Below are 12,551 nucleotides of genomic sequence, written 5' to 3'. Positions count from 1 at the left end.
TCCCTTGAGTGAAAGGAGAAAGAATGATGGCCATACTTCAACCCTTTGGTGAACCAATCGAACGAACAGAATTCATTCAACACTATATGAAATTATTTGTTCAAGTTATTAAACACACTCATCAAATTGATGAGTTTTATTCCAAAGAAATAGAGTATCTTCTAGCAGAGAAACAAAAAATTGCTTTACTTTATGACTATTTTGTCGAAATGTATGATCGCGCACCAGATTACTTTTATTTATCTGATACACTTACTACTAACTTTTTAGCTAAAGAATATCTTTTTGCCTCACACACAAAAAACTTTATGTGTGTAGAACACTTTGTCAATACCTATCTTCATTTGTTAAAAACTCAAAAAATCTGTACATTTGAAGCATTTCAAACAGATTATCTATTTATTTTAGATCGTGAAGCATATCATGCAAAACAAGCATTTGAAAAGCAAAATCAAGCCATTGAAGGCTATCCAGAATTACGCATCCAAAACAATTCTTTTTTACAACAACGATTGTTGAAACAGCTAATAAATGGATTCCATCAACGAAATAAAGGCTATCAAAAACAGAAACTTTTTTTTAATTGTTTGATTACTTTTTCAGTCATAAAGATCATTCGAATTTTTTCAAACAAATTATCCATATCTTCTAATATTAATGGAACATCTGCAATTATTCGATCCCTATTCGTACCAAATAATTCAATCGATGAAGCATCAAAGAAAGAAACTGTTTTTTCTAAATTACTAAATGTAGTTAGCTCTTATCTTCCTCAACATTAGAAACGCTTTGTACATTGACACCTAATTTATTAGCCAGCTCTTTTTGTGTAGCTCCCTTTTTCTTTGGCAATCTAGATAACTTATACTCGAAATTTTCTATCACATAGCCCACTTCTAAACATTAAATTTTTTAAATATATTTTTTTATCCAAAACGTTGCTGCGCCCAATGAATTATCACTTGTATTTGATCCGCCACAAAATTCAACACGCTTATGATAAAATCTTTTGGCGTTGGCATTCCTTCTCCCGATAATAAAATTCTAAAACAAATATAGGCAATACCTAAAATAATCACTAATTTCAATACATACCAAACACCGGTAAGAAAATACTGTCCCATTTTTCCAACATATTCCTTTCTTTAAAGTGTTAATAACCAAATAATACTACAGACAATACAAACTAAAAGAAACAGTAATTTCAAAAAATGCCAACCTACAGAAAATAAAAATCGAATCATTTCTTTTCCCCTCTATTTTTCATATATAGATACAGTTTTTCTTCCAATACTTGTTGTAAATCTAGGATGTCTTGCTTGGCAAATCGTCATATTTCATCATTGTTTTTACTGCTTTTTCGTATATCCACATACTTGTGTTGCATATAAATAAATCTTTGTCAACGAATATTTTAACGAATCACTAATACGGTAGCTTAATACTTCCCCTATTTCTACATGTAACATTTTGATTGATTGTTGATAATCTAAATATTCTTTAAATAACTGTAGATCATTTACAACACATAGGATCGTTTCTTTTATTAATTGTTAACAAGCAATCATATACTCTCCCCATCATTGGTCTTCTGTTTTAATCATGTTTCACCCATCTTATCGCAAGCTTTATAGCAAATAATGAATCGCGTCTGGATTTTCTTGTATATATTCATATACAGCACGCACCTCATCTTCTACAATTTTTTCATCTTGTTCCCGTAATTCTGTTTCTTCTAAAATTTCTCCAAATCGATTCAATCCTAAAATTTCATCCACAGTTTTTACAATCTTCATTGTACGAGCAGGTTGTGTCTTTAAATACATCAATTTCCGATTATAATTTGGCTTTTCTGGTGTTATTGTCAAATTGACTTTTCCAACGTTCTGAATCAATTTTCCCCATGGTTTCCACACATTTGCGTTTTTCTCTCCCTCAAACATTATTAACTGATTGGCTAAAATCCCCATCGTTAAATCTGAAAAATCTACTTTATTTAAGTATTGTTCAATAAAACTGACCGCTTTTGCATCACGTAAGCGAATTTCATAACGATTTTTTACCTCGACCTCTTCCAACGGAAGTTTCTGCTTTTTTGCAATTTCATAATTCTTCTGATAAAAACAAAAATACATCAAACTTTGTGAACTACCTAAATAAACAGATAAGCCACTACTTAGATTATCTAACAACTGTTTTTCTTCTTGAAACCGCCAGGTTCGAAATTTTGAATCAAATTCGCCACGATTTAGTTTTTGTGCAAATTCATGTAAAGAAAATAGTTCTTCAAAATCATCTACCGCAATATCAATTCTTCGAGGCACACCATTGAAAGAGACACATCGTGTAAAGAATTGATACCAACTATCATTTCGTTCATCCAGTACACTTTCATAATTCCGACAGCCTTGACCAGATAATTCGATCAACACTCCTTTATCGTCACCTTTTTTAGAATTTAATACACGGATCATGCCTTTTTGATACATTTCAATATAACCATATAAGCGGGTTTCTGCATAAAAAAAAGAGTTAAAATCCATTCCCAAAATTTCTTCCACAACTGTTTTCGTATCATTTGTCGGAACTCGTACACGGACATAATCAAATTTAATTTCTAAACTCGTAAAACTTGAAAAATTCGCATAAAATTCACAAAGTGCTTCTTCTTGTTCTTTCGAGCAACTTCGTTGGTCATTTTCTATCATTGATAAAAAAGATTGTGGCCATCCTAATGTATCTGCCACTAATTTCTGCGTCAAATTCCGACTTAACCGCATTTGCTTTAATTGTGTCCCATCCAAATATATCTTTCCTTTCTTTTGTGATATTTTATGTTACAAAGCGAAGAAAAATATCACAAAATTTTTGAAGCAAAATAGTGTTATATCAATGTTTCAATCACCCATCTTTGCCACCGAATATAAATTCTACCCCCCTGTTAGAATATGGGGGTTTTAGGCGTGCGCTACGCGCACGCCCCACAACGCACCCTGCACCTCAGGGCTTTCGCTAACGCTAGGACGCTTCCGCGTCCTTCCGCCCTGAGGCTTGTTTGCTTGTGGAGCACACGCACAGCATCTTCCGTATTCTAATGAGGACAAATTTAATTTTCTGACAACGCAAAGGACAAGTTAATATCCTCTACTTGTAGGTACAGTCGAGACCGGTCTTTACTTTTAACATAAGAACAGGAAAGTCCTTTGAATCGTCCATAAAAAACAGGCTGTTCCGCTGCTTTTTCGACAATTTGGTCACTATAGGATCGAGCACTTTTATTTGAAGTAAAAACCCGTCATATTCGCCTTCGATAATTGTCATAAGGCAACTGTAACCAATCGGTTAACTCGTTGGATACATACGTTCTAATCTCCAACGATTCTCTACTTTTTTATTGATAAAGAAGCTTAATCTCTTCTCACTGAAAACAATTGCCAAAAAAGAGTCAATCATTAAATCTTTTATTCCTAATCGAGTTCCACATGTAGCTGGGATTTCTTCATACATTTTTTCCCTCTTTCGTCTCCTTGATTTTTTCAGCCATTAATTGATCAGATAGTTGTTTAAATTCCGCAAAAAAGTTAAATCTTGTTATATCGATAAATGGCGCATAAAATTCTCGTACTTGATCGGTTCCCGAATCAATATAACCACGACCTTTAATCGGCTTATTAAATAATGATTTTACTGTATGTTCAAAGATCATCTTATACCCAGCTTTGGATACTCTTCCCAGTGTTACACGTAAACCAAAATTATCTCGTATCGCGCCGTCCAAATACTTTGTATCTGGACGTTGGGTACCTAAAATTAAAAACACGCCACATTGACGACCCATTAAAGCAATTTGGTTCAAACATCCCATTGCCTTCTTTTTTTCTTTAGTATCTAACGATGCATAATATGCTGCCCATTCATCAATCACCAAAAAATGAGGAGTTAGATGATAATAAGTATAATCGTACCCTAATTCATACTCGGGCTGTTCTCTTAAAAAATCGTATCGATTAGCAGTTTCTTTAGCTAGATTTATTAAACAAGATAAAATACCACCACCATAAAAAACTTGATCTTTAAAAATTGGTATTTTTTCTAAACTAGCCAAATCTGCACGTTTTGGATCACAAATATCAAACGTACCATACGGTAATAATGCATAGATCAAAGACATTATAAAATACGTTTTCCCACCGCCAGTACTTCCTATAATTATGGCATGTGGTGCTTTATTAAATGCCCATTGAACATTCTTCATTAAGGTGATTATGCCATCTTTTACGGTTATATCTCGAATCCCAATACGATTTTTTTCCACATCGTATAAAAAGGTATAACAAATATAGTTTTTCTCTCGTTGCTCTTCTACTAAATCACAAAAAAAGGCTTCTTCTAGTTGCCCAGCCATCTCATTAAACCGATCTTGAAAGGGACCTAAATCTAATGGCAATCGAACATGAATTAAGCCATTTTTATAGTGATAAAAAATTTTTGGATAATACACCACTTTCCGCCGTCCATTTTTCAATACTCTTTCAAGAATCAATCGACGACTATGTATCATCTTTGCTAATTTTCCTTTATGAACCAATCGCTGATAAACATTATAAAAGTAAAAATACAAACACATATACGCAAATAGACCAGCTAAACCAAATGCGATTATCCAATAAATACAGCACCATTCCCATGTGATCGTTGTATAAAAGAGAGAAAAAAATCCACTCATTAGCAACAGAACCGGCAACATAAGATAAAAAATAAATCGTTCTGAAGCATATTTATGTCGATTTCGAATACGAATACCTTTATATTGAAACACTTATTCTCATCTCCTCGCATCATAGAGTGACTAATGTATTGGATAAAAGAAAACCTTCATTAACACTAACAACATCAATATTAACTTAATGTAAATACCACACAATACTTAAATAATACAAAATACACAAAGAATCAATCGTATCTAACCACTATCTAAATTCTTAAAAATTCAAAAATTTATCCCAATAATATAGCCAGCCAATTCAATTTTCTCCACATCAGCTACTTCTTCTAGCTTTAAAATAAGAAAGAGCAATGGAAACCATTACTCTTTCTTTGCACTTTCTTTATTTGAGTCTTGTTTTTCTTTTACATATGTTGCACGAGTAGAGGAAGACGTTTGAAAAACGTTTTTTCCCGTTTTTTTATAACGAAGCGCAGATACTTTCAGATCATTCTCTGCTCGGTTACTCATTGATTCGCGATCAATAGAAATCCAAAATCGAAATTCAACCTCTTCTAATTCCACCACATCACCAAAATTTAATTCATCCAAATTCGTTTCTGGTGGAAAATTTACCACAAACGTTGTTTGTTGAGCAGCACTTGAAAACTCCACTGGACGTTCCTTAATCTCACCTGTATTTTCATTATCTTCATACAACATACGTGGACGTTGTGCCTTAACAAAATAGATTTCTCCTAATGTTTCTTTTACCAATCCTGAAACAATTCCTTGATCAAATTCTAGTGCCATTAGTCATTTCCCCCTTTTACTTCCACACGATCGACTAACAAATAAAACCTATTACGTGCTATTTTGTTTGTTTCACCGTCATTTCCAATATTTCGTACATCTGCTCGACGAGAAATTCTAGGATTTGCCAGTAACACTTCTGCATTGTATCGCATGGCTTTAGGCGCACCACCGACAGCTACACGTACTTCAATTTCTCCCATCTTTTCAGAGTTCATCTGAAAAATCTCCCACTCTACTTTCTTCATATTTCCTCGACGATCTCGTTCACCTGTCGAGCCAACGTGTTTTTGATTAAAACACTTTCCCAATACTTCTTCCTGACTAATTGCAACATAAGATAAACCCATTTTTACTCTCTCCTTACTAAATAGTTTTCTTAAACATATGACGCAAATGACGCCATTGTTTTTTACCATAAAAAATGCCCCCGGTTACTGCTGTTAAAAGAGAACCAAGGATAGTTAAACTAATTTGAAGTTCTTCACCTGTTTTTGGCAATACTTTTGTTTTCCCATCGATTGTTTTGATTTCAATATTGCCGCTAGGTAGTTTTTTTACAGGAATGGATAAATCTTCTACCAAATTCCCTTGATTATCTTGTACAAGTGGTACACCATCTTGTACCCCAACAATCGCTTGACCAATCGCTACTTGTAAAGGAGTTTCAGGTGTTGGGACATGATTAATTTCTTCTAAATTACTTGTCACAATAGGAATTGATTTTTCGGTACCCGTTCCTTGTACAATTTTTCCATCTGAACTGACTGAAACAGTCATTTCCTTTTCCGATACAGTCTTTATATGATTTTCAGGTGTTAAATTTTTGGGAGCTCCTAAATCATTTTTCTTTTCTGTTTCTTTTGGTGTATCTATTGTAGTAGATGAAGAACTAAAATCGTCTATTTTTGAATCATTATCTACCGAACTAGTTCCCGAATAAGACTCACTGGTAGTTGGTGTAGTATCTTTATCATTCGTTGTTTCTCCAGTAGAAGGCGATACAACTGGTGTTTCATTTTCTGAATTTTCCGTTATATCAGGAACAACAGGTGTTGTTGGTTCAGTTACTTCTGAAGATATATCCGGATCAACAGGAGTTGGTTGATCCGGAACAGACTCATCTATTTTAGAAATATCTGGAATTGGAACAACAGGTGTTGTTTCTTCTATCACAGGTGGCGTAACTGGTGTAATACCTATTTCATCTGCAAAAACGTTTATTCCACCAGCAAGAACTACGGAACTAAATAAACATGCGAAAAATAGCTTCTTCATTCTCTTTTTCCTTTCTTTTTTCTTCATAAAACAAAGATCATTTCTTATCTTTTCAAAGGTTACTTATGCAATAACTTTTTTAAAACCAAACAAGCGATTAGGCATCTAACCGCTTGTTTGTCCTACTTAGTCTTTGACTTTGCGTAACTCGTAAAATGTAAGACCTGCTGCTAAAACAAATAGCACACCAATGATCATCCATAATACAGTATCTTCTGATCCTGTTTTTGGCAACATTGGTACTACTGAAGCTTGTTTCACCTCTTTAAAAGGTTGTGATTTTTCAGGAATTTTTGGTTCCGGTACTTTTGGAACTTCTACAAAATAAACCGTTTGATCTTCTGATTTTAAGTCTACGTTGTGGTTTGCGATTTGTTCAAATCGAACTTCATAATCGTTTTCATCTTTTGGTTCACTTTGGGCTTCTAACCATTCTGCAAAAGATAATCCTTTGCCTGCTAGCTTACGTCCATCTACCAAAAATTCAAATAAGAACTCTAAAGTTGTCTTATCTGCTTTGAAAATTTTTTCAGCACTTGTACCGTCTAATTTCACACCATCAGGTGTAATATAACCTTGTACGAGCACTTTGTACGTTTGACCAACAATTAAGTCGTTCAACTGTACCCATTCTTTCACTTTTTGATTTGGTAAAGCTTGTAATTGTTTTTCGCCGTTTTGACCTGTTGCTTTTGTATGAATCATAGGGTTCACAATACGAACCGTTTGTCCTTTATCGTGAATATCTGTATGAGACGCAACTAAGCGTCCGTCACGATAGACATTTTCAAATACGACTATCTCTTTTCCAGCTAATGCACTAGCATCAAAGGCAAAGTCAAGGGAAATCATTCCGTTAGGATTTTTTGCGACAAACACTTTACTTGCGGTAATTTGTTTACCATTTACTAACAACGGTACGTCTTTTCCTGCTGTGATAGATTCTTCCTTATCCATCAAAACACCATTGACGGTATAAGTTTTTCCGATGATTAGATTACTGTATTTTACAGTGTCTGTAATCGTTACTTTTTTCAATGGGGTCACTTTTTGTTGGTTTGTATACTTACCGATAGCTGTAGTACCAATTTTAGGTGGAATCCGTTTGTTTTCCACTTCTAGTGCAATCACTGTACCGTCTTTATCAACCGTTACAGTAAATGGTACGTCTTTATCTAAGGCCAGATACCCTGCTAATGGTTTCACTTCTTTAAAGAAGTAATCGCCAACCAATAAGTCTTTCACATTGATTTTACCTTTTTTGTCTGTTTTGAATGTACCAACAAAGGTTGTGCCTGTTTCATCTTTTTTGAATAGGTCAAATTCAACACCAGCAATCGCCGTTTTTTGATCAAAATTCGTACTAGTATCATATTTGAAAACCTCTACGTTGGCTTTCGCTAAACGGTTAGCGAAGTAGATTAATTGAATCGTATTGGTGTCGTCTGTTACTGAAAAGACATAAGGCGTTTTATTTAGAACATATTTTTCAGGTGCTTTGATTTCTCGCAACTCGTAACGATTTTTTCCGTATTTCAATGTATCCGTTGTGACAAAGTACCCTTTCTCGTTTGTTGTAAATATGTCTGAAACCTCTGTATCATTCGGTAATGCCATCGATACATAGCCACCTTTACCATTGTTTGCGTATTTATCCCAAATTTTGAATTGGGTACCAGCTAGAGCAATGACTTTCCCTGTTTCTTGATCCACTTTCACCACTTTAAGACGTTGTTCGATTACTTTGTCTTCTAAAACATAATGGAAGGTTTGTCCATTTTCAGAAATTGTGACTTCGAATGGTTCAAATAGTTTATATCCTTCTTTTCCTTTGGTTTCAGAAAGAATGTACGTATCAAAGACAACGGTATTTTTACCAAAAGTAGCGTAACCATCATTATCTGTCACAACTGTTTTCACCACTTTTCCAGTTGTTTTTGACGTCAAAGAGATTTCAATACCAGCTAATTTGGGTTTGTTGTCTGGATTGGTTGAATCGACTAAATCTTTATTTGCGACTTTGACTAAATCAATGGTTCCTTTGATCACTTGATCTTTTGCGATCGTATTGACAGTTTTTCCAGGTTCAACGACGATTTCAATTGCTTCATCAGAAAGTACATAACCTTTTGGTGCTTTGATCTCTTTTAAAACATATTTACCAGGATCAAGATCTTTGATTTCTGCCTGTACTTTGCCATTGATATTTTTCAATGTAATTTCTTTGATTTTCTTCCCATTTGCTTGATACAAGCCATACACTGCATTTTCTAAAGAAGCTGCACCTTGTGCTTTCACACCGGTTTCTGCATCTTCTTTAAAGACACGAATGTTTCCTTGTTTCAAAATGGTCAAATTGACAACAGAGTCACCAGGTACAAAAGGATTCAGCACCCCAATTGTTTGAGCACCTGGACGACGATACGCTAATGGCACGCCTAATGCTTCAATTTGATTGAAATGAATTTTTGCCTTTTCTGGTGCCTCTTTTGTGATTGTAATCCATACTTCATTATCATGAATAGATACATTAACACCTTTTGGCTTTTGAATGTCTTTTACACGTTGTAGAAAGTCATTGCCACTTTTTACTTTTAACGTTTCGCCAATTTTTACCGTATGTGTTTGATTATGAAAAGTAGCTCTTACATCAAAATTATTAAGCAAACGTTGAATTTCTGCTTTTCGACGATCATAGTCAATACGGATATTTTTAATTGGAATTTTTGTGCCCAAAACTTCCCAAATCATAAATTGTGCCGCAATGTATTGTTCATCGGATTTGTCTTTGCTTGTGACATATCCTAAATAAGAGATCAAGCTTGTTTTTTTTCGTATATTTAAATCTTTCAAATAGTTTTCTAAAGCAGTAGCTGTATAAACTTGACCTTCTGCGGCTGCGACACCAGGTTCAATACAAAATGCTACTTGTCCATTAATCTCAAAACGAACCATGTAATTTAAAGTGAAATTGGGATTATTGGCACTAGAAATAACACCAATATTTTCGCCCCAATCAATTTTCCGACCACCCAAAACTGCTGTATTGGTTGCACGTCGCACCCGTGCACTTCGAGCGGTTTGTTGTACAATCAATGTATCTTCTTTTGAAGAGGTAGGAGAAACAGCTTCTTTTTTTGTATCAACAAATTCCTCGACTTTTTTCAATTCAGGTTCACGAGGTTCTGTCAAAAGAACTGTTTTCTCTTCTTTCTCAGAAGAAAGAGAAGTATTAGAATCCATTTCTTCTTTCGTTGATTCAATCGGAGTCGTTACCTCTTTTGAATCTTCTGATTGAACTGATTCTGTTCCTTCGTTTATTACAGTAGAACAACTTTTTTCTGATGAATTTTCCTTTTCAAAAATTGTTTGAACTTCAGGTGTTTCTATTGGTATTTCTTCTGCCACAACTGGACTATCTCCTGGTTGTTGGCTTTTACCGATGGTTTCATCGAGTACGCTTTTTTCGTTCATTGAAGGTGCTTCTGTTGGTGGAACAAATTCTGTCGATATCTCTTCTTTGGCAGTCTCTTTTGGTAAATCGGATTGTACTTCAACTTCATTTGAAGTAGGAGAAACTTGAGAAACAGTTGTTCCTTGAGTTATTTCTTCTGCTTGTGTTGTCAGTGAGCCTACCCAAAAAAATACTTGACAAAAAGCTGCCAATAAAGCAACTTTCAAGCAAAGCTTTTTGTTTCTTATCATATCAAGAAACCTCCTTTTATAAATTTTTTATAAAAAAAACGTCGATAACTTAATAAGTATCGACGTAAACTATTTATTGTGTTCTTAATCAAAAAATCTAAAGAAGCATAGCCTATTATGCATATTGTATCTATCTTAATATTTGATATATTCCTATCATACCTACTACTCTCATTTTGAATTTGAAGGAGAAAAATTCAAAACTCATCTGTACATTTAGCTTTTAAATCAAATTTTTTACCTTTTGTAATAGAAATAAATATTTTTCGTTCACATCTCTATTTTCTATTAAAATACAAAGTTTAAGCAGTAACATGAAAATAAGCAGTGAATTCAGTATTGTATTTTAAACCTCATAAATCATGAATAAACTGCTATGGATATTTAAAATAATGGTACAGATAAAAATATGCTGAAAAATACTTTGTTTATTCATATCTTGAACATATTTTTTTTGATCTACAACGCAAATTATTTCTCTGTTTTTTTATTTTTATTTCTTTATAATCATACCCAATTTCGCTCATCAATTCTTCCCATGTCTTATTTGTCCGTCTCATAATTGTATATACAGATGGAAGATGTTTGGATTTTGAATAGTTTTGAAATTTTGTCATAGATAAATCATCTTCCATATTAAGTCTAATTATTTCATTCTTAAGCTCTAAAAGTATCTCAAAATTAGTTAATCCCTTATTCACTTCCTTTTTAAAAAGAAAACGAATGTCGCCCAATCTATTCTTTAAAGTGCTTAAACACGGAACATCTTTACCAGCAGACTTTTTTTCATAAACGCGTTGTGATTTTATTTTTTCTGAATCAATAAATATTTGTGCCACTTTTATTAATTCATCGGTCTCCATTCTAGCCCATTTTTTAGATCCGTTATTATCAATTCCAATGCTATTCAGCAAATTATTCCACGAGCCATATTTATTAATAATAAACCACATGCTGGGAGCTGAATGTGGATTTTTCGATAACTGTTTCTGATATTCTCGACTAGATTTTATTTCGTAAGTTTCAATAAACTGACTAATTGTTAATATAATTTTTAAATCGCTTTGATCCTTCCAAACAATACGCTTATCTTTTCCCATTACAAAAAACTCCTAAAATTATTTAAATAGAAACCTATCACATAAACTTTTTAGCACAATCGTATATGTTTTGCTTTTTTCGAAAGCATTCAACCTTTTTAGCAACTCGGGTTCAAAAATTGCTAAATTCGGTAAGTGTTTAGGTATTTTTCGTATTAAATTTGTCGTCAAAATGACTACTAATTTTTTCGGTATTTTGACGATAATAGTAGTCAATATTGGGAGATTCAGGACAATTTGAGAGAACATTAGAAAAAAAGGCCCAAAACATATTAAAAATGTGATAGAGAAAAAAGAAAAAGTCCTTGATATACAAGGACTTTTCACAGATTTCAGATTTCCAAGGAAGTTTTCCGTGTTTATCTTCTGATTTCTTTGATACGAGCTGCTTTTCCGTGTAATGCACGCAAGTAGTACAATTTTGCACGACGTACTTTACCGTAACGAACAACTTCGATTTGTGCAACACGTGGTGTGTGCAATGGGAAGGTACGTTCAACACCTACACCATTTGATACTTTACGAACGGTATAAGTTTCGCTAATACCAGCTCCGCGGCGTTTGATAACAACACCTTCAAATAACTGGATACGTTCGCGCGTTCCTTCAACAACTTTCGCATGAACGCGAACAGTGTCCCCAGGACGGAAAGCTGGGATGTCAGTACGTAATTGTTCTTGAGTTAATTCTTGAATCAATGGATTCATCTTTATCATTCTCCTTATTCCCAAACATTCTTAAAGCAATTTGCTCCAGCGGAATATCGTAATAGTTGAGTTTACACTCACTGAAATATCTTACCATAACTTTCCAGCTCATGTAAAGACAAATTTCTTGTCACCAGCTTTTTTTCCCGACATTTATTTTGTCTCTATAAAAAAGACAACGGACTAGACTGGTGCTTCTAGTATCCGTTGTGGTGGTTTCATTTGATTGCAGGTGCGATTCTA

General features: G+C 34.0%; 12 protein-coding genes. 1 reads left to right on the top strand and 11 read right to left on the bottom strand.

The window, feature by feature from the left end:
- The first annotated feature begins 26 nt into the window (after positions 1-26).
- The gene (locus IGJ45_RS04505) at positions 27-782 is read left to right on the top strand and encodes a hypothetical protein (RefSeq protein WP_181236409.1); all 756 of its coding nucleotides are present in this window, start codon (positions 27-29) and stop codon (positions 780-782) included.
- Here IGJ45_RS04505 and IGJ45_RS04500 read toward each other — a convergent pair.
- From IGJ45_RS04500 to rplS, 11 genes are all read right to left on the bottom strand, one after another.
- Positions 757-885 (bottom strand): helix-turn-helix domain-containing protein, encoded by a 129-nt coding sequence (locus IGJ45_RS04500; RefSeq protein WP_154731832.1) that lies wholly within the window; start codon positions 883-885, stop codon positions 757-759. The two genes, IGJ45_RS04505 and IGJ45_RS04500, sit on opposite strands and share 26 nt — an antisense overlap.
- A gap of 41 nt (positions 886-926) precedes the next feature.
- Positions 927-1,124, bottom strand: coding sequence for a hypothetical protein (locus IGJ45_RS04495; protein WP_049219549.1), 198 nt, complete (start codon positions 1,122-1,124; stop codon positions 927-929).
- A gap of 504 nt (positions 1,125-1,628) precedes the next feature.
- Positions 1,629-2,804, bottom strand: coding sequence for a replication initiation factor domain-containing protein (locus IGJ45_RS04490; RefSeq protein ID WP_049219546.1), 1,176 nt, complete (start codon positions 2,802-2,804; stop codon positions 1,629-1,631).
- A gap of 538 nt (positions 2,805-3,342) precedes the next feature.
- A complete protein-coding gene (locus IGJ45_RS04485) occupies positions 3,343-3,507 on the bottom strand; it encodes a hypothetical protein (protein ID WP_161799676.1) in 165 nt (54 codons plus the stop codon).
- Positions 3,500-4,819, bottom strand: coding sequence for an FtsK/SpoIIIE domain-containing protein (locus tag IGJ45_RS04480; protein WP_049219544.1), 1,320 nt, complete (start codon positions 4,817-4,819; stop codon positions 3,500-3,502). The genes IGJ45_RS04485 and IGJ45_RS04480 overlap by 8 nt, the downstream gene beginning before the upstream one ends.
- 267 nt (positions 4,820-5,086) lie before the next feature.
- Positions 5,087-5,518, bottom strand: coding sequence for a DUF961 family protein (locus tag IGJ45_RS04475; RefSeq protein ID WP_049219542.1), 432 nt, complete (start codon positions 5,516-5,518; stop codon positions 5,087-5,089).
- Entirely contained in the window at positions 5,518-5,868 is a 351-nt protein-coding gene (locus tag IGJ45_RS04470) for a hypothetical protein (protein WP_049219540.1), read from the bottom strand. Before IGJ45_RS04470 ends, IGJ45_RS04475 begins: the two co-directional genes overlap by 1 nt.
- A gap of 16 nt (positions 5,869-5,884) precedes the next feature.
- Entirely contained in the window at positions 5,885-6,823 is a 939-nt protein-coding gene (locus IGJ45_RS04465; RefSeq protein ID WP_185097715.1) for an LPXTG cell wall anchor domain-containing protein, read from the bottom strand.
- Between the two features lie 99 nt (positions 6,824-6,922).
- The gene (locus IGJ45_RS04460) at positions 6,923-10,501 is read right to left on the bottom strand and encodes a SpaA isopeptide-forming pilin-related protein (protein WP_202257675.1); all 3,579 of its coding nucleotides are present in this window, start codon (positions 10,499-10,501) and stop codon (positions 6,923-6,925) included.
- A 428-nt stretch (positions 10,502-10,929) separates the two neighbouring features.
- Entirely contained in the window at positions 10,930-11,601 is a 672-nt protein-coding gene (locus IGJ45_RS04455; protein ID WP_060815218.1) for a hypothetical protein, read from the bottom strand.
- A 359-nt stretch (positions 11,602-11,960) separates the two neighbouring features.
- Positions 11,961-12,308 (bottom strand): 50S ribosomal protein L19, encoded by a 348-nt coding sequence (gene rplS / locus IGJ45_RS04450; protein WP_002357176.1) that lies wholly within the window; start codon positions 12,306-12,308, stop codon positions 11,961-11,963.
- Between the last annotated feature and the right edge of the window lie 243 nt (positions 12,309-12,551).

Source organism: Enterococcus sp. DIV0574 (assembly GCF_051711125.1).
In the GTDB taxonomy this organism is placed as follows: Bacteria; Bacillota; Bacilli; order Lactobacillales; family Enterococcaceae; genus Enterococcus_D; species Enterococcus_D gallinarum.
The sequence above is the reverse complement of the archived record's forward strand: the minus strand, read 5'-3'. Positions and strand labels throughout refer to the sequence as shown.